Annotated in this window: 18 protein-coding genes; 9 read left to right on the top strand and 9 right to left on the bottom strand. The window is 68.4% G+C overall.

From position 1 onward, the window contains the following. Nucleotides 1–43 precede the first annotated feature (43 nt). The 5 genes from CFB40_RS30730 to CFB40_RS30750 all read left to right on the top strand — a co-directional run bounded on the left by CFB40_RS30730 (nucleotide 44) and on the right by CFB40_RS30750 (nucleotide 4,500). On the top strand, nucleotides 44–1,135 hold the full coding sequence (locus tag CFB40_RS30730; protein WP_089433422.1) for a hemin-degrading factor: 1,092 nt from the start codon (nucleotides 44–46) through the stop codon (nucleotides 1,133–1,135). Beyond that, nucleotides 1,132–2,049: a heme/hemin ABC transporter substrate-binding protein gene (locus tag CFB40_RS30735; protein ID WP_089433423.1), complete on the top strand. Its 918-nt coding sequence runs from the start codon at nucleotides 1,132–1,134 to the stop codon at nucleotides 2,047–2,049. Before CFB40_RS30730 ends, CFB40_RS30735 begins: the two co-directional genes overlap by 4 nt. Before the next feature lie 15 nt (nucleotides 2,050–2,064). Beyond that, a complete protein-coding gene (locus CFB40_RS30740; protein ID WP_089433424.1) occupies nucleotides 2,065–3,153 on the top strand; it encodes a FecCD family ABC transporter permease in 1,089 nt (362 codons plus the stop codon). A gap of 19 nt (nucleotides 3,154–3,172) precedes the next feature. After that, nucleotides 3,173–3,994, top strand: a complete 822-nt coding sequence (locus CFB40_RS30745; protein ID WP_089433425.1) for a heme ABC transporter ATP-binding protein — start codon at nucleotides 3,173–3,175, stop codon at nucleotides 3,992–3,994. A gap of 119 nt (nucleotides 3,995–4,113) precedes the next feature. Further along, nucleotides 4,114–4,500: a VOC family protein gene (locus CFB40_RS30750; RefSeq protein ID WP_089433426.1), complete on the top strand. Its 387-nt coding sequence runs from the start codon at nucleotides 4,114–4,116 to the stop codon at nucleotides 4,498–4,500. An 85-nt stretch (nucleotides 4,501–4,585) separates the two neighbouring features. On the opposite strand, the gene CFB40_RS30755 is transcribed toward CFB40_RS30750, so the two are convergent. Continuing rightward, nucleotides 4,586–5,197, bottom strand: a complete 612-nt coding sequence (locus tag CFB40_RS30755) for a trimeric intracellular cation channel family protein (RefSeq protein WP_089428921.1) — start codon at nucleotides 5,195–5,197, stop codon at nucleotides 4,586–4,588. Nucleotides 5,198–5,205: 8 nt separating this feature from the next. Beyond that, on the bottom strand, nucleotides 5,206–7,329 hold the full coding sequence (locus CFB40_RS30760; protein WP_089433427.1) for a penicillin-binding protein 1A: 2,124 nt from the start codon (nucleotides 7,327–7,329) through the stop codon (nucleotides 5,206–5,208). A gap of 237 nt (nucleotides 7,330–7,566) precedes the next feature. Here CFB40_RS30760 and CFB40_RS30765 point away from each other — a divergent pair, with 237 nt between their 5' ends. Together CFB40_RS30765 and CFB40_RS30770 are read left to right on the top strand one after the other, a co-directional pair. Further along, entirely contained in the window at nucleotides 7,567–8,361 is a 795-nt protein-coding gene (locus CFB40_RS30765) for an aminoglycoside phosphotransferase family protein (RefSeq protein WP_089433428.1), read from the top strand. A 157-nt stretch (nucleotides 8,362–8,518) separates the two neighbouring features. Further along, entirely contained in the window at nucleotides 8,519–9,586 is a 1,068-nt protein-coding gene (locus CFB40_RS30770) for a zinc ribbon domain-containing protein (protein WP_179255130.1), read from the top strand. A 204-nt stretch (nucleotides 9,587–9,790) separates the two neighbouring features. Here the strand turns inward: CFB40_RS30770 and CFB40_RS30775 are convergent, their stop codons facing one another. From CFB40_RS30775 to CFB40_RS30795, 6 genes are all read right to left on the bottom strand, one after another. Next, nucleotides 9,791–10,627, bottom strand: coding sequence for a bifunctional allantoicase/(S)-ureidoglycine aminohydrolase (locus CFB40_RS30775; RefSeq protein ID WP_089433429.1), 837 nt, complete (start codon nucleotides 10,625–10,627; stop codon nucleotides 9,791–9,793). Nucleotides 10,628–11,275: 648 nt separating this feature from the next. Then, nucleotides 11,276–11,545, bottom strand: a complete 270-nt coding sequence (locus CFB40_RS30780; protein ID WP_143329908.1) for a hypothetical protein — start codon at nucleotides 11,543–11,545, stop codon at nucleotides 11,276–11,278. Next, nucleotides 11,499–11,945, bottom strand: a complete 447-nt coding sequence (locus CFB40_RS30785; RefSeq protein ID WP_043181055.1) for a hypothetical protein — start codon at nucleotides 11,943–11,945, stop codon at nucleotides 11,499–11,501. Before CFB40_RS30785 ends, CFB40_RS30780 begins: the two co-directional genes overlap by 47 nt. A gap of 378 nt (nucleotides 11,946–12,323) precedes the next feature. Beyond that, nucleotides 12,324–12,983: a methyltransferase family protein gene (locus tag CFB40_RS30790; RefSeq protein WP_089428916.1), complete on the bottom strand. Its 660-nt coding sequence runs from the start codon at nucleotides 12,981–12,983 to the stop codon at nucleotides 12,324–12,326. Between the two features lie 162 nt (nucleotides 12,984–13,145). After that, nucleotides 13,146–13,310, bottom strand: a complete 165-nt coding sequence (locus tag CFB40_RS38845; RefSeq protein WP_011353821.1) for a hypothetical protein — start codon at nucleotides 13,308–13,310, stop codon at nucleotides 13,146–13,148. A gap of 256 nt (nucleotides 13,311–13,566) precedes the next feature. Then, nucleotides 13,567–13,986 carry an HIT family protein gene (locus CFB40_RS30795; protein WP_043181059.1) on the bottom strand — a complete coding sequence of 140 codons (420 nt, stop codon included), beginning with the start codon at nucleotides 13,984–13,986 and terminating at the stop codon, nucleotides 13,567–13,569. Between the two features lie 295 nt (nucleotides 13,987–14,281). Here CFB40_RS30795 and CFB40_RS30800 point away from each other — a divergent pair, with 295 nt between their 5' ends. After that, nucleotides 14,282–15,457, top strand: a complete 1,176-nt coding sequence (locus tag CFB40_RS30800; protein WP_179255324.1) for a hypothetical protein — start codon at nucleotides 14,282–14,284, stop codon at nucleotides 15,455–15,457. Between the two features lie 192 nt (nucleotides 15,458–15,649). Beyond that, the gene (locus CFB40_RS30805) at nucleotides 15,650–17,050 is read left to right on the top strand and encodes a serine hydrolase domain-containing protein (RefSeq protein WP_089433431.1); all 1,401 of its coding nucleotides are present in this window, start codon (nucleotides 15,650–15,652) and stop codon (nucleotides 17,048–17,050) included. Between the two features lie 89 nt (nucleotides 17,051–17,139). Here CFB40_RS30805 and CFB40_RS30810 read toward each other — a convergent pair whose 3' ends face one another. Beyond that, complete coding sequence (locus CFB40_RS30810) at nucleotides 17,140–17,763, bottom strand: glutathione S-transferase family protein (protein ID WP_089428914.1); 624 nt, start codon at nucleotides 17,761–17,763, stop codon at nucleotides 17,140–17,142. Nucleotides 17,764–17,791: the final 28 nt, after the last annotated feature.

A 17,791-nucleotide genomic window follows, 5' to 3' on the forward strand; every position in this document is an offset into this window, starting at 1 on the left:
CCGCCCGCGCTGCCACCCCAACCGTTACTTGAAGGAGTCCGACATGATGCAATCCGCCCTTCCCGGTCAACCCACCACGCCGGCCCGCGCAGCCGCCGCGCTGCGCGACGCGTTCATCCAGCTCAAGACCGAGCGCCAGCTGCGCAACCGCGACGTCGCACAGGCGCTCGGCGTCAGCGAAGGCGAGGCGCTCGCCGCGTTCGTCGGCGAGCACGTCGTGCGGCTCGACGCGCGCTTTCCGGCGATGTTCGAGGAAATGCCGCGCCTCGGTCGCGTGATGGCGCTCACGCGCAACGACACGGCTGTCCACGAAAAGGACGGCGAATACGCGCAGATGAGCCACGACGGCCCCGTCGGCCTAGCGCTCGGCGATATCGACTTGCGCATCTTCTATCGTCACTGGGTATCGGCATTCGCGGTGCGCGACGAGACCGCGCACGGCCCGCTGAAGAGCCTGCAGTTCTTCGACGCGCAGGGCCATGCGATCCACAAGGTCTACCTGCGCGCGCACAGCGACCACGCCGCGTACGACGCGTTCGTCGAGCGCTGGCGTGCGCCGTCGCAGGAGCCGGGCCTCGACGTCGCGCCCGCCGCGCCAAAAACGCCCGAGCGCGCCGACACCGAGATCGACGTCGCGGGCTTCCGCGCCGCGTGGGACACGATGACCGACACGCACCAGTTCTTCGGCATCACGCAGCGCTTCGGCGTGAGCCGCATGCAGGCGCTGCGGCTCGCCGATCCGCAATACGCGTATCCGGTCGAAACCACGCATGCGCTGCGCCACGTGCTCCAGCAGGCCGCGCAGAGCGGCCAGCCGATCATGGTGTTCGTCGGCAACGCAGGGATGATCCAGATCCATACCGGCCCCGTCGCGAACGTGCGCGAGGTTGGCGCGTGGATCAACGTGCTCGACCCGGGCTTCAACCTGCACGTGCGCGAAGACCTGATCGCCGCCGCGTGGGTCGTGAAGAAGCCGACGAGCGACGGCATCGTCACGTCGCTCGAACTGTTCGACCGGCAGGGCGACCACGTCGCGCTGCTGTTCGGCGAGCGCAAGCCCGGCAAGGTCGAACGCGACGACTGGCGCGCGCTCGTCGCGACGCTGCCGGCCGCGGCACGCGGAGGCGTGCGGTGAGCGCGCGGCCGTTCGATCCGCGCCGCCGCGCGGTGCTGGCAAGCGCGGCGGCCGGCGCGCTCGCGGGCGCGCTGCCCGGCAGCGTGCTCGCCCAGGGTGTGCAGGCCGCACCGAAACGCGTGGTCGTGATCGGCGGCGCACTCGCGGAAACCGCGTTCGCGCTCGGCGGCGCGGAAACGCCGCGCTACCGGCTCGTCGGCGCCGACACGACCTGCACGTACCCCGACGCCGCGAAGCGGCTGCCGAAGGTCGGCTATCAGCGCGCGCTGTCGGCCGAGGGGCTGCTGTCGCTGCGGCCCGATCTCGTGCTCGCGTCGGCCGAAGCCGGCCCGCCCACCGCGATCGCGCAAGTCAAGAACGCCGGCGTTGCGGTAACGACGTTCGATGAACGCCACGACGTCGAATCGGTGCGCGCGAAGATCACCGGCGTCGCGCAGGCGCTCGACGTGCGCGACGCGGGCACCGCGCTGCTGCAACGTTTCGACCGCGACTGGCAGGCCGCGCGCGACGCGGTCGCCGCCCGTGCGCCCGGCGGCGCGCAGCCGCCGCGCGTGCTGTTCGTGCTGAACCATACCGGCAACCAGGCGCTCGTCGCCGGCCAGCGCACGGCCGCCGACGCGATGATCCGCTACGCGGGCGCGCGCAATGCGATGCAGGGCTTCGATCACTACAAGCCGCTGACGACCGAGGCGCTGGCCGCCGCCGCGCCCGACATCGTGCTGATCTCCGACGAAGGGCTCGCGGCCGTCGGCGGCCGCGCCGCGCTGCTCGCGACGCCCGGCTTCGTCGCGACGCCGGCCGGCCGCGCGCAGCGCGTGGTCGCGCTCGACGCGCTGTTCCTGCTCGGCTTCGGCCCGCGCCTGCCGCTCGCCGTCACGACCCTGCACCGACGCCTGTCGGATGCGCTCGCCTGATTCCGGATCGACCCGATGCCCGCTCACGCTTCGCCTTTCCCCGCATCGTCGCCCGCGTCAAGCGCCGGTGCCGCGCGCATCGGCGCGTCGCGCCGTTTCGCCCCGTTCGCGCTGGCCGCGCTCGCCTGCCTCGTATGCGCGATGTCCGTCGTCGCGCTGTGCGTCGGCGCCTATCGCATTCCGCTCGCGGAAGCCTGGGCCGCACTGACCGGCGATGCGGCCGCACAGCAGGCGCGCGCGGTGCTGTTCGACATCCGCGCACCGCGCGTCGCGCTCGCGTTGCTGGTCGGCGGCGGCTTCGGCGCGACCGGCGCCGCGATGCAGGCGCTGTTCCGCAACCCGCTTGCCGATCCGGGGCTCGTCGGCGTGTCGAGCGGCGCCGCGCTCGGCGCGACGACGATGATCGTGCTCGGCCCCGCGCTCTTTGCCGCGCACGTGAGCGCAGCCGCGTTGCCCGTCGCCGCGTTCGCAGGCGCGCTCGCGGTTGCCGCGCTCGTTTACCGGCTCGCCGCATCGCGCGGCCGGCTCGCGCTGCCGCTGCTGCTGCTCGCCGGCATCGCGATCACCGCGCTGGTCGGCGCGGCGATCGGGCTCCTCACGTTCGTCGCCGACGACGCGCAATTGCGCTCGCTGACCTTCTGGAGTCTCGGCAGCCTCGGCGGCGCGCAATGGTCCGCGCTGGCGGCCGTCGCGCCGTGCGTCGCGATCGGCTGCGTGCTGCTCGCGCGTGAACGCGACGCGCTGAATGCGTTGCAGCTCGGCGAAACCGAGGCGCTGCACCTCGGCGTGCCCGTGCAGCGGCTGAAGCGGCGCGTGCTCGTCGCGGTCGCGCTCGCGGTCGGCGCGCTGGTGTCGTGCGCGGGCATCATCGGCTTCATCGGGCTCGTCGCGCCGCATTGCGTGCGGCTCGCGTGCGGCCCCGACCAGCGCGTCGTGCTGCCGGGCGCCGCGCTGCTCGGCGCGCTGCTGACGCTCGCCGCCGATCTCGCCGCGCGCACCATTGCCGCGCCCGCCGAAATTCCGCTCGGCGTGCTGACCGCGCTGCTCGGCGCACCGTTCTTTCTCGCGCTGCTGTGGAAGAGCCGCGGCGCGCTCAGCGGCTAACCCTTCTTTCACGACGATCATGCTGACCGCCCATCACCTCGACGTCGCCCGTCGACACAACGCGATCCTGCGCGACCTGTCGCTGTCGATCGAACCCGGCCGCGTGACCGCGCTGCTCGGCCGCAACGGCGCGGGCAAAAGCACGCTGCTGAAAACCTTCGCCGGCGAACTCACCGGCGGCGTCGCGCCGAACGGCGTGCGCGTGACCGGCGACATCACGCTGAACGGCGAACCGCTCGCACGCATCGACGCACCGCGGCTCGCCTGCCTGCGCGCGGTGCTGCCGCAGGCCGCGCAGCCGGCGTTCCCGTTCAGCGTCGACGAAATCGTGCTGCTCGGCCGCTATCCGCATGCGCGGCGCAGCGGTGCGACGTCGCATCGCGATCGCGAGATCGCGTGGTGCGCGCTCGAACGCGCGGGCGCCGATGCACTCGTCGGCCGCGACGTCACGACGCTGTCCGGCGGCGAACTCGCGCGCGTGCAGTTCGCCCGTGTGCTCGCGCAGCTGTGGCCGGACGACGATGCGACGGAAAGCGGCCCGCGCTACCTGCTGCTCGACGAGCCGACCGCCGCGCTCGATCTCGCACATCAGCACCGCCTGCTCGAAACCGTGCGCGCCGTTGCACGCGAATGGCAGCTCGGCGTGCTCGCGATCGTGCACGATCCGAATCTCGCCGCACGGCATGCGGATACGATCGCGATGCTCGCCGACGGCACGATCGTCGCGCACGGCACGCCGCGCGACGTGATGACGCCGGCGCACATCGCGCAGTGCTACGGATTCGCGGTGAAGATGGTGGAAACCGGCGACGGTGCACCGCCGGTGATGGTGCCGGCGTAGCGCGGGCGTGTGCCGCAGGTCGCATGAGCGTTGCGTCGCGCGATGTCCTGCTTGATCGATGGCAACGACTGTCACGACGCATCATTCGCGCTTCGCGAATCCCCTTCAAGGAGACCCACGTGCCGCTTCCGATGACCCGCATCATCCTGTACGTCCAGGACGTCGCGTTGCTGAAGGCGTTCTACCAACGGTATTTTGATCTACCCGTCATCGAGGAAATCGAAAACGAGTGGGTCGTGCTCGGCGCAAGCGCCATCGAACTCGCGCTGCATCTCGCCGGCCCGGCGTTCCGCCACGCGATGTCGGGTCACACGGAACCGCGCGCGGAAACCAGCCACGTGAAGTTCGTGTTCTCGATCGACCGTGACATCGCCGTACATCGCAACCGATTGGCCGGCAACGGCGTGACGGTACGCGACCTCAAGCGCTATGAAGGGTTCGCGTACACGATGTACGACGGCGTCGATCCGGAAGGCAACGTCTTCCAGGTGATGCAGGCCGACTGACGTTCCGTTCGGCCTGGGCGCTCACTCAAACGCCCCGGCCGACATCGCCCTCACCCAGCGCCGCACGGACGGCGCGCCTCCCCGCTCAATGCTCGAGATCCGCTGCGCCGAACGTCCGCATCTTCCACCCGAGCCGCACGGCGAGCATTCGCATCGAGAACCCGGCCGCCAGCGCGACGACCGTCGCGAAGCCCGCCTCGACGCCGAGATGCTGCATCCCGACATAGAGCCCGCCCGTGACGAACGCGACGCTCGCATACAGCTCCTCGCGCAGGATCAGCGGCATCTCGTTGCACAGCAGGTCGCGCAGCATCCCGCCGCAGACACCCGTGATCGCGCCGGCCAGCACGACGATGATCGGCGCGGTGCCCGTCGACGCGCCGACGTCGCAGCCGATGATCGTGAACGCCGCGAGGCCGATCGCATCGACGGTGACGAACAGCGTCTTCATGCGCGTGACATGCCGTGCGACCCACGACGCGACGGTCGCCGCGACGAGCGTGATCACCAGGTACTCGGGATGCGCGATCCAGCCGAGCGGATAGTGGCCGAGCAGCACGTCGCGCACGGTGCCGCCGCCGAGCGCCGTCACCGCGCCGACGAGCGCGAGCCCGAAGCGGTCCATCCCGCGGCGCATGCCCATCAGCGCCCCCGACATCGCTTCCGCGACGATCGCAATCAGATAAAGCGTATGCATGGTGCGCGTCAGTCATCCGTCCGGAACAGGTCGAGCACGCGTTCGCGCTCGGCCGCATCGACCGCGGCAGGCATCGGCTCGGCAGGCTTGCCGTTGTTGCCCGGCGCGTCGGACGCACCGCCCACCGCCGCCGCCCCGCCGCACGCGAAGCGGCTGCGGATGTACGACGGCACGTCGGCCGTGCACGTGCCGCGCGTGTATTCGGCGTAGACGAAGTCACCGTCGACGAGTGCGACGTCCTGCGGCGGCGTTGCCTCGACCGGCGTACGCCCGTCGACGGCCGTCTTCATGTAGTCGAGCCAGACCGGCAGCGCCAGCGACGCACCGGTCGCGCGCCCCATCGGGCGCGGCGTGTCGTAGCCGAGCCACGCGACCGCGACGATGCCCGACGAGTAGCCGGCGAACCAGACATCCTTCGAGCCGTTCGACGTGCCCGTCTTGCCGGCCGCGTCGTCGCGACGCAGCGCGAGCGCGCCGCGCGCGGTGCCGGACTTCACGACGTCGCGCAGCATGCTGTCCATCACGAACGCGTTGCGCGCCGACACGACGCGCTCACCCGACGGCGCCGTCGCCTCGTATATCGCGCCGCCATGACGCTGCTTCACCGACAGGATCAGGCGCGGCTCCATCCGCGTGCCGCCGTTCGCGAACACGCTGTACGCGCTCGCCAGTTCGAGCGGCGTCACGGCGCCCGCGCCGAGCGCGAGCGGCAGCGACGCCGGATTGCGCTGCGCGTCGAAGCCGAAGTGCACCGCGTGCTGCTGCACGTAGCGCGCGTCAGTGGCCTGCATCAGGCTGACCGCCACCAGGTTCTTCGAGCGCATGAGCCCGCGCCGCACCGGAATGAAGCCCTCGTAGTTGTTGGCGAAATTGCGCGGGCGCCATGGACGCGCGCCGGTTTCCTCATGCGTGAGCGTGCGCTGCGTATCGTCGACGAGCACGCCCGGGAAGTAGCCCTTTTCCAGCGCCGCCGAATAGACGAACGGCTTGAAGCTCGAACCCGGCTGGCGATACGCCTGCAGCGCATGGTCGAATACGTTGCGGTTGAAATCCGCGCCGCCGACGAGCGCGAGCATGTCGCCAGTTGCCGCGTCGAGCGATACCAGTGCGCCTTCGAGCCCGTTGCGCGCATCGCGCTGCGCGCGCGGCTGGCGGCTCAGCGTGCGGGCGAGCGACGATTCGGCCGCGCGCTGGTCGCGCATCGAGATCGTCGTCGTCACGTCGAGGCCGAGCGTATAGGCATCGTCATGGAAACGCTCGACCATCATCCGGCGCGCGCGCTCGGCGACGTACGGCGCCGCGATGATCCCCGGCGGCGGCGTGGTAGCCAGCGCGATCGGCGCGTCGACGGCCGCGCGGTACGTCGTTTCGTCGAGCTGGCCGAGCGCATGCATCCGGCCGAGCACGTAGTTGCGCCGCGCGGTCGCGCGTGCCGGATTGACGACCGGGTTGAACGCGGACGGCGCCTTCGGCAGCCCCGCGAGCACCGCCGCCTCGCCCACGCTCAGCGCGTCGAGCGGCTTGCCGAAATACACGTTCGCGGCCGCCGCGAAACCGTAGGCCCGCTCGCCGAGATAGATCTCGTTCATGTACAGCTCGAGCAGCTTGTCCTTGCTGTATTCGCGTTCGAGCTTGGTCGCCATCAGGATCTCGGCGAGCTTACGGCTCAGCACCTTGTCGCGCGTCAGGTAGAAGTTGCGCGCGACCTGCATCGTGATCGTGCTGCCGCCCTGCCCAGGCTGCCCCGTCACGACGTTCGCGAACGTCGCGCGCGCGAGGCCGTTGAAATCGACCGCGCCGTGCTGGTAGAACTTCGCGTCCTCGGCCGCGAGCAGCGCCTGCCGCATCAGCGGCGGGATGCGTTCGAGCGGCACGAACTCGCGCCGCTCGACACCGTATTCGGCCAGCAGGTCGCCATCGCGCGAGAAGATCCGCAGCGGCAGCGCGGGACGATACACGGCGAGGTGCTCGACGGACGGCAACTGCGTCCAGATCCGCTGGATCGTCCATGCGCCGATGCCCGCGCAGGCGACCGTCAGGCCGAGCAGCGCGCCCGCAAGCGTGCGCCACACACGGCGACGGCGTGGCGGTGGCGCGGATGGCGGCGGCAGGGATGCGGTGTGGTCGGTCATGTCGGGCTCCTTCTTCGATGCTGTGACGGCCGGTGCGCGAGAGGCACCGACGGTCACGAAAGGCGCGCATTGTCGAAGGGATGGCACGAAACCGGAACATTCTTTAGCCAAAGTTTGGCTGGCTAAATTTTATTTAGGAAAGTGTGCCTTGGCCGTTCACGTCGCATCTGCGACCGCGTGACGCACCGTTGGACGAACCGTGCTGCGCGCGATCCGGTTCGGCGGTAGCATCGGGTGATGTTCGATCGATACCTCGGCCTGTGGGGCCTCGTTCCTGACGGCGGCCCGATCCTGACCGCGAGCGGCGGCCTGTTGCCCGTCGTCTGGCAATCGCGGCCGGCGATGTTGAAAGTCGCTACCTGCGACGAAGAACGTCGCGGTAATGCGCTGATGACCTGGTGGAACGGGCAAGGCGCCGCGCAGGTGTGGGAGCACGACAGCGATGCGGTTCTGCTCGAACGGGCGCAGCCGGAACCGACGCTGGCCGGTTTTTCGGCATCGGGGCATGACGACGATGCGATGCGCATCGCGTGCGATGTCGTCGCGCGGCTGCATGCGCATCGTGCTTCGGAGCCGCCTTGGGTCGTGCCGCTGCATGACTGGTTTCAGGCGCTGCTGTCCGACGCGTCAGCCAATGACGTGCTGCGTCGCTCGGCAACGGTCGCGCGGCAGCTGCTGGACGGGCCGCTCGTCGACGAAGTCGTCCTGCACGGCGACATCCATCACGGCAACATTCTCCATTTCGGCGATCGCGGCTGGCGTGCGATCGACCCGAAAGGCCTGCGCGGCGATCGCGCGTTCGACTACGCGAACCTGTTCTGCAATCCTTCGCACGATGTTGCGGTCGATCCGGTGCGCTTCGAACAGCGTGTCATAGTCGTGGCCGACGCTGCGCGGCTCGACAGGCGCCGGCTGCTGCAGTGGATTCTCGCTTGGTCGGGCTTGTCGGCGGTGTGGCTGATCGAGGACGGCCTGTCGCCCGATACACGGCTGCAGGTCGCGACGCTCGCGGCGGCGGCGCTCGGCCTGTAGCCACACGCATCGCCCGTGAAAACACGTTCATCATGAATTCCCGCGGAACGCGGAAAGACCGACGGCTCCCGGCCAGGAGGGGACGTTCGACAAGGGTGCGGGAATCGTCGACAATCAAGCCCGCTTATATAACCATTCCAACAAAGGCAAAACAATGATGACTTCCAGCGACGGCCTGACCAGTCCGGCACGTCTCCTGCGGATAGCCTCGTGGGTAATTGCGATCATCTTCGCTGTCTTTCTGAACATGCTCGGCAGTCTCGTGATTCGCGACATGGCCTTCGCTCCGAGGGGCGGGCCGCCCGTCGTCGAGCAATTCGCGGATGCGCCATTGAAGGCGCGGCTGGATGCAGCCCGGCGCGATCTGCAGGCACGGCACGACGCGCTTGCCGAGAAGGCCGACGCAATGGAGGTGGCTCGCGGACGCGCCGCGAAGGAGTACGCGGCCGAGAAAGAAAGTTTCCGCAACTGGCTGGCAACCCGCTCGGTGACGGGAGACAGTGCGAGGGACCCGGACATTCTGGCGCGAACTCGCAAGCTGGATACGCTCCAGGCCGTGGTCGTCAACTGGCAGCATCAGATCGATGCGATCGGCGACCAGCAACGGGCCCTGGCGTCGCAGCAGACTCAAGTCGACACGCAAATCGCCGACGCGGACGCGGCAGCCCAACAGCGCTTCGAAAAGGCGAACCGGCATTACGAGTTGCAGGTGTTCGGACTGCGGCTTGCGCTCACACTGCCGATTCTGCTGATGGCGATCTGGCTGTTCGTGCGCTATCGCAAGATGCGCTACTGGCCTTTCGTGTATGGCTTCGGCCTGTTTTCACTGAGCGCGTTTTTCATCGAACTGGTCCCGTACTTGCCGAATTTCGGCGGCTATGTCCGGGTCCTGGTCGGCATTGCGCTCACGGTGTTCGCCGGCCTTTACATGATGAAGGCCTTTCAGCGCTATGCCGAACGCAAGCGGCTCGAATTGCAGCAGGACCAGGGAGAACGTGCGCGCACGATCGGATACGAAAAGGCCGTTCGCTCACTCGAGAAAAAGCGCTGCCCGTCCTGCGACAAACAATGGAATCTCGGCGGCGACGACTCCACGTTCTGCGTGCATTGCGGATTGCGGCTCTTCAACGTATGCGGATGCGGTGGCCGGAATTTCTTCTTCTTCCCGCATTGCCATCAATGTGGCGCGACGCAGGGCAATGAGTCGCCGGCGGCATCCGACTGACGGTCGGTGGGTTCGCAACACGCACTGGCTGGATTCCGTCGATGCCGGGTTGAATCCGCAGGTGATACCTGCCGTTGGAACCGCGGCCACCCGACCGCCGGAAACGGGGCGTCAAACGGCCCGCCTGGAAACCCGCGAAGAACCCGAAAAAAAAACCGCCGGCATTCACCGGCGGGCTTTCACATCCAACTGCCTGAACGACGCTTAACGCGCCGGATTCAGCAACAGGTTCATGTGACGGTTCACATCTTTGTACAGCAGGTAACGGAAGCGCCCAGGCCCACCCGAGTAGCACGCCTGCGGGCAGAAAGCACGCAACCACATGAAGTCACCGGCTTCGACCTCGACCCAATCCTGGTTCAGCCGATAAACAGCCTTCCCTTCGAGCACATACAACCCGTGCTCCATCACGTGCGTTTCAGCGAACGGAATCACGCCGCCCGGCTCGAACGTCACGATGTTCACGTGCATGTCGTGGCGCATGTCGCTCATCTCGACGAAGCGCGTCGTCACCCATGCGCCGTTGGTGCCCGGCATCGGGATCGGCTCGACGTCCTGCTCGTTGGTCACGAAGGCTTCCGGCAGCGGAATGCCGTCGACGGCCTGATAGTGCTTGCGCACCCAGTGGAAACGCACCGCGGCATCGCTGACGTTGTGCAGCGTCCAGTCCGCGCCCGGCGGAATGAACGCGTAGCCGCCCGGCTTCAGCACGTGCTTCGTGCCTTGCAGCGTCAGCTCGGCTTCGCCTTCGACGACGAACAGCACCGCTTCGGCGTTCTTGTCCTGCTCGGGCTTGTCGCTGCCGCCGCCCGGGCTCACTTCGACGATGTACTGCGAGAAGGTTTCCGCGAAACCCGACAGCGGGCGGGCGATCACCCACAGGCGCGTGTTCGTCCAGAACGGCAGCCAGCTCGTGACGATGTCGCGCATCACACCCTTCGGGATCACCGCGTACGCCTCGGTGAACATCGCGCGATCGGTCAGCAGATCGGTCTGCGGCGGGTGGCCGCCGTGCGGCGCGTAATACGTTGTCTTAGACATAGTGCATCCAGGCAATGGGTTGGTCCGGCCCCGGGTGCCAACGGCATCGGGCGGCACGTACGCGCGTGGGGCACGCATGCGGCGGCGGGACATCGTTGCCGGGGTGGCTTGAAGGCGCATGCGCCTTCGTTCGGTCGGCCAGGCTTCGCGACGGGTTCGTCCGGTTCTTCGGACGTAGCGGCCCGTGCTTGTGGGGCCGGCGACCGGGCCGTGGCGCTCGCGATCATGCGGGAGACGCGGCCAGCGGCACGGTGCGATGCCGTACGCGAGCATCGCCGACGATAGCGAACTCATTCGCAATCGACCAATTAAATGTTGCGATGGATTCCATTCGATTTCCCACTACCAGCCGGCAGCCGCGATACGCGGTAAGGACGCGCGAAACGACGCTCTGGCTATCAGGGAAATCCTGACGGACGGGGCAACGCGCATGTTTGCCCGGACGCTACCGGACAGATGAAAAGCCGCAGCCGCTGTAGCGACACACGCGGTGCGCGATACATCCGGTTACGCAGACTGGATCGCGCCGACGTGCGCACGGCAGCAAGCCGCACCGCGCCAGTCATGAGCCGCCGTCAGGCCGCAGAACGGGGGCAACGGAAATCGAATGGAACGCGAATGGTCTCGGTGCTCCTCGGACGCATTCAGTCACGAGAGTCGATGGAGTCGGAAAACGGGGAAATACAGCGAGGCGGGAAACTTGCCGGCCCGTCGATCGGGCATCTGGCCGCGGCTGAGGAAGCCGGAAGGGTATTCGCCGGTCTGGCCGGCGATGACGGCCCGGCAGGCCGCCGGGCCGAATCTCGCGTCGGGTGCCGACGCCGTCGGCGCGCCGGTGCGCGGTTCGCGCACCGAGCCGCGCCAGCGGCGATCAGTCCCAGTCGCGGTGATGGTGATGCTTGCGGTGGCGGTAGCCACGATCGCCGCGACCGCCGTAATCGCGCTCGTACGAGCTGCGCGACATGTTGCCGCCGAGGGCCGCGCCGGCACCGCCGCCGACCGCCGCACCCAGCAGGCCGCCCGTGCGGCCGCCCATCGCGTTGCCTGCCGCGGTACCTGCGCCGCCGCCGAGGGCGCCGCCGATGATCGCGCCGGTGCGCTCGCGACGGTTCGACGTCACCGCGCCACCCGCGCCGCCGCCGATGGCGCCGCCGATCACCGAGCCCGTGCTGCCGCCGAGCGCACCGCCGACCGCTGCGCCGGCTACCCCGCCGAGCGCGCCGCCAAGCGCGTTGTTCATGTCACCTGCCATGGCCGGCAGTGCAGTCGCGCCGGTCAAAGCGGCGACGACGAGAGCGGGGGCGATTTTCTTCCACATTCCCGTATTCTTCCTTGTTCGCAATCTGGTTATTGAAGGTCCGCTCGGTACGACGATCTGAATCGATCGACGTCGTGTCAGGCATTGTGCCGAACCGCGGACCAATTCATTTCAATGAGCTTGCGGCGAAGAATAGCACCGGTCCCCCATCCTTGCCGTGGACATTCTGGTAACAAGTTGTTTACGAATAAGCGCGTTCGAACAGTCGCACCGGAACGCCCGCAAACCCACGCCAGCATTGGCTTCGCCGAGGGTCCGGCCCGGTGGAACGAGAGGCCGCCCATCCACGGCGTCGCACGTTTGCGACACACGTGGCAACACATCGGGAACGGATCGTGGGCAGCGCCCGAAACGGCGGTGGGAAAGAAATGAAGAGGGTCAGTACACGCCCGGCAGCAAACGCCAGGTCCGCGCGCAATACGCGTCGTATTCGGCGCCGAATTGGGCACGCAGCAGCGCCTCCTCGGAGCGAATGCGCGCGACGAGCGGCACCATCATCAATGCGACCAGCAGCACGCCGACACCCGAGCGGAATGCCAGCGCCCACCCGACCGAATTGACGACCAGGCCGAGATAGCTCGGATTGCGGATGCGGCGGTAGATGCCGTCGGTCACGAGCGTATGGCCCGGCTGGATCGCGACGAGCCCGCTGAAGCGCTTGCCGAGCACGAATACGGGCCAGATGCGCAGCACGCCGCCCACGATGTACAGCACGACGCCGATCCAGCGCACCGCCTCGCCGCCGAAAGTCCAGAAGTCGAGCCGGTCGGTCAGCGCGGGCAGGTATGCGAGCAGGAATCCGCTCACCCCGAACGCCGCGAGCACCCAGCGGTTGTCGCGGTTCTCGCGCTCGCCGCTGCTCAGGTTGCCTTCGGTAAACAGCGCGGCGACGGCCATCGCGAGCGTCGCGACGACGACGACGGTCAGCGGTGGATGCGAGAAGAAGGCCGCGAACCCGCCGCTGCCGAGCACCGCGAGCCCGAGATAGACGAGCGTGGAGATGGCCGACGCGACTGCGACCTTGCGGGTGACTGCCATGGCTGCCTCACCGGAACGCGGAATGCGCTTTCCTGTGAAGTATAGGAAGCGCGCGCACGCCGCGCTGCGCACCGCCGTCATGCGATACGCGAATCCGCGCACGTCTCCGGCGCAACGCGTCGGCGCTGACCGATGCGGCCAGCAGCTACGCCCAGTGCCCGATCAGCGGATGCGGAAGTTGCCGCCGATCCCGACGCTGACGGGCGGCGCGTAATACGCCGGCGCATAGCCGTAGTAGGCCGGCGCGGGCGCGTAGCCGTACGGCGGCGCGACGTAGCAGCCGGACAGGCCGCCGATCAGGGCAAGCGTGATGAGAAGTCTGGTCATGGCTCGATTCCCGGCGCGAAAGACGAATGGCACCTCGCGAAAGCCTTGTCGCCATGAAAGGCGGCCGGCCGGCACGAAGAGGCGATCCGCCCTTCCTGTCGCTCGGTGAAGCAATGCGCGGAGTCTAGCGCCGGGTGGGCCGAGACGAGTTTCGTCGGCGGTTACACGTGTTACCTCGCATGACCGCTGAAACAGGCGTTGGCACGGCGGCGGGCCGGTACGCCATGCCGTGCCGTCGCCGAATGCAATCGACGCGTTACACGAAACGCGCGCGAATGCGCTGGGCGAGCGCTTCGAGCGTCGCCGCGTCGGCGATCTCGCGCGCATGCATTCGCAGCTCGGCGCCTTCCCAGCGCGGAATCACGTGGAAGTGCACATGCGGCACCGTCTGGCCGGCGGCCGCGCCGTTGAACTGGCCGATGAACACGCCGTCCGGCTCGAGCGCCGCGCGCACCGCCGCCGCGACGCGCTGCGTCATGCGGATGCCGGCCGCGGCTGCATCGCCGGACAACTCGAAGATCTGCGCGGCCGGCTCCTTCGGGATCACGAGCACGTGGCCGTCGGCCTGCGGCATCAGATCCATGATCGCGAGGGTCGCGTCGTCTTCCGCGACTTTCACGCACGGCAGTTCGCCGCGCAGGATCTTGGCGAACGGGTTGTTGTTGTCGTAGGACATGGCGTTTTCCGATTACGGTTGGACTGGGAGAGGGGGAAAGCGATGCCGGACGATTATCGGCCGACGGCGGGTCGGATTTCAACTTGTCGGGCCGCATCGCCCTTGCGGCGAACAATGGCCGCCGGCTCGCCTGCAACATCGGTAACGGAATGGAATATCCGGCCGTCGCCATCCGTTTATTTCGAGCGTGGGTTCACGCGGCAACAGCACGATCGCGAACCCGCGCCGGACACCCGTCGGCTGCGCAGGCCGGCAGCCGGGATGACTGCTCGCGATCATCAACCGGAGTCATGCCATGGACCCTCTCCCCTCCTGTCGTTCCCCGGCCACGCCCGTCCTTGCGGTTGATCCGCCGGTCGTCGCGCGCGTCCGGCGCACGCTTGCGCATTCGCTATGCCGCGCGGCATGCGGCGCCGGGCTGGTCGCGTTGTCGTCGGCGTTCGCATGGGCCGGCGGCAGCGACATCATCTTGCCGATTCCATCGTTTACCGCGTCGACCGTGCCCGCCAACGGCGATGTCAATCCGTACGGCATCGCGTTCGTGCCGCGCGGCGTGCCGAGCTGGAGCACGCTGAAACCCGGCGACGTCGTCGTGTCCAACTTCAACGCGGCGTCGAACACGCAAGGCACCGGCACGACGATCGTGAAGCTGTCGCCCGGCAAGACGCCGGCGGCCTTCTTCCAGGGCAGCAATCTCGGCCTGACGACCGCGCTCGCGGTGCTGCGCAGCGGCTTCGTGCTGGTCGGCAACGTCCCGGCACCGGACGGCAAGACCGTCGTGCCGCCGGGGTCGCTGCTCGTCATCGGTCCGCACGGCAATCTCGTCACGCAACTCAGCAGTGCGGCGCTGCTCGACGGGCCGTGGGACATGACCGTGATCGATCGCGGCCAGCGCGTGACCGCATTCGTGTCGAACGTGCTGAACGGGACGGTCTCCCGCATCGAACTCGCGATCGGCGACAACGGCGCCACGATGCTGCCGGGCTCGCGTGTCATCGCGTCGGGCTACGTGAATCGAACCGATCCCAGTGCACTCGTCGTCGGCCCGACCGGCCTCGCTTACGACCCGAACAGCGACGTGCTGTATGTCGCCTCCACCGGCGACAACGCCGTGTTCGCGATCCAGAACGCGGCGTCGACGAATCGCAACGGCGGCGTCGGACGGATGATCTACTTCGACGCGGCACACCTGCACGGCCCGCTCGCGCTGGCGCTCGCACCGAACGGCCATCTCGTGACCGCGAACGGCGACGCGGTCAACGCCGACCCGCAGCAGCCGAGCGAGATCGTCGAATTCACGGTGGACGGTCGCTTCATCGCGCAAATGCAGATCGACACCGTGCCGGGGGCCGCGTTCGGCCTCGCGTTCGGGCACGGCAGCAAAGGCCAGCTGGAATTCGCAGCCGTCGACGACAACACGAATACCGCGACGGTCTGGACCCTGCGCTCCGACAACAACAACGCGCAGTAACGCGCCGCCTGGACGGGCCGCATGCGGCCCGTTCGCCCCAGACGATCGACACATGCGCGTCACACACGCCGGGCACCTTGCGCGCTGTCAGTGCCGCCCGGCGTCGCACCCACCCGCGATTGCCACCGCCGGCCCGAACCTGCGACACTGCCGGTTCAGGTTCCGCCTGCCGACAATCGAGGACGCTCGCGCATGACGATCCCCTTCAAGAAGCTGATCCTGCGCGGCGTCGCGCTTGCCATCGTCGCCGCGGTCGGCTACACGGGCCATATGTTGTCCCGGCTCGCGCCGATCGCGACCGGCTATGCGGCGAAGGCGCTGTGTTCCGGCGTGTACGTGTCGGGCCGCCCGGCCGCGTCCGTGATCGACGTCGACATCATGGCGGGCGTGCACCCACTGCTGAAACTGGTACACCCGTCGATCGACCCCGACCATCATCGCGCGACGGCGACCTTCGCCGGCTTCGCCGAACGCGAAGCCGACTTCCGGCCCGGGCTCGGCTGCACGCTCGCGCTCGGGCCGTCGCCCGGTGCGTTGCCGGCCGCGCTGCCGCCTCTCCCCGATCCGCCGTCCACACAGCCGGCCCCGGCCACGCTGCCGGCCGGCATCGACGCGCAGAAGCTGCAGACCGCGCTCGACCGCGCGTTCGACGAACCCGATCCGGCGCGGCCGCGGCGCACGCGCGCGGTCGTCGTGATGTGGCGCGGCCAGATGATCGCCGAACGCTATGCGCCCGGCTTCACCGCCGACACGCCGCTGCCCGGCTGGTCGATGACGAAGACCGTCACGGCCGCACTGGTCGGCACGCTCGTCGCGCAGCACAAGCTGTCGCCCGATGCGTCGGCGCTGCTGCCCGAATGGCGCGGCGGCGGCGATCCGCGCGCGGCCATCACGCTCGACGAGCTGCTGCGGATGACGAGCGGCCTGCAATTCAACGAGGACTACGACGACCCGCTGTCCGACGTCGCATTGATGCTGTACGCGCAACCCGATACCGCGCGGTTCGCGTCGGCGAAGCCGCTCGCCGCGACACCCGGCGCGCAGTGGTCCTACTCGAGCGGCACGAGCGCGATCCTCGCGCGCGTGATGCGCGAGGCACTGGGCGGCAGCAACGCCGACTACCTCGCGTTACCGCACCGCGCGCTGTTCGCGCCGCTCGGGATGCGCAGCGCGGTGTTCGAACCCGATGCGTCCGGCACGCTCGTCAGCCCGTCGTACATGTATGCGAGCGCACGCGACTGGGCGCGCTTTGGGCAACTGCTGCTGCAGGATGGCGTGTGGGACGGGCAGCGGCTGCTGCCGGACGGCTGGGTGCGCTACCTGACGCGCACGACGCCGCAGTCGGCGCGACAGGAGTATGGCGCGCAGCTGTGGGTCAAGGTGCCGGAGCCGTTCAACGATCGCGATCCGCATGCGGTCGCGATGCCGGCCGACGCGTTTCATGCGGTCGGCCATGAAGGCCAGTTCGTGAGCGTGGTGCCGAGCCGGCAGCTGGTGGTCGTGCGGCTCGGGCTGTCGCGGCCGGAATCCGCGTGGAATCACGAGGCGTTTCTCGCGCGCGTGCTCGACGCGGTGCCGGCGCCCGGTGCGTGACAACGGGCCCGAGGGCCCGTGCATATCGGTCGTGACGCAAACGCGATGGCGCTTGCCACGGCGCCGCCTCGCACACTACCCGCGACGCATCACGGGTTCGCGCTGCCCGCGTATTTCTGGAAGCCTTCGCGCGTCGCGAGACGTTCGATATAGCGCGACACCGCCGGGAAATCCGGATGCTCGAATGGCGTGCCGAACCAGCGGTTCACCGACAGTCCGATCGGAATGTCCGCGAGCGTGAAGCCGTTGCCGGCCACGTACGCACCGGTCGCTTCGAGCTGCGCGTTCAGCACCTGCATGTGCTTCGTCCAGCCCGCGATCGACTGCGCGATGCCGGCCGGGTCCTGGTGATCGGGCGATTTGCGCACGAGGCCGAGGAACGCGCCGACCCACGAGCGGTTCAGGTCCGCGCCCTGCCAGTCGATCCATTGATCGACCCGCGCGCGCGCCTGCGGCTCGGCCGGATACAGCGCGTCGCCGCCGTAGCGGTTCGCGAGGTAGCGGATGATCGTGTTCGATTCCCAGAGCACGAAATCGTCGTCCTTGATGACGGGCACGAGACCGTTCGGATTCAGCGCGAGATAGGCCGGATCGTGGGTCGTGCGGAAGCCCGCGCCCCAGTCTTCCTGTTCGAACGGCAGGTTCAGCTCGGTGCACAGCCACAGCACCTTGCGAACGTTGATGGACGGGATCTTGCCGAGGATGTGCAGCATGCAGTCTCCTTGTGAGGTCGGATGCGGA

This window comes from Burkholderia sp. AU31652, from assembly GCF_002223155.1.
GTDB lineage: Bacteria > Pseudomonadota > Gammaproteobacteria > Burkholderiales > Burkholderiaceae > Burkholderia.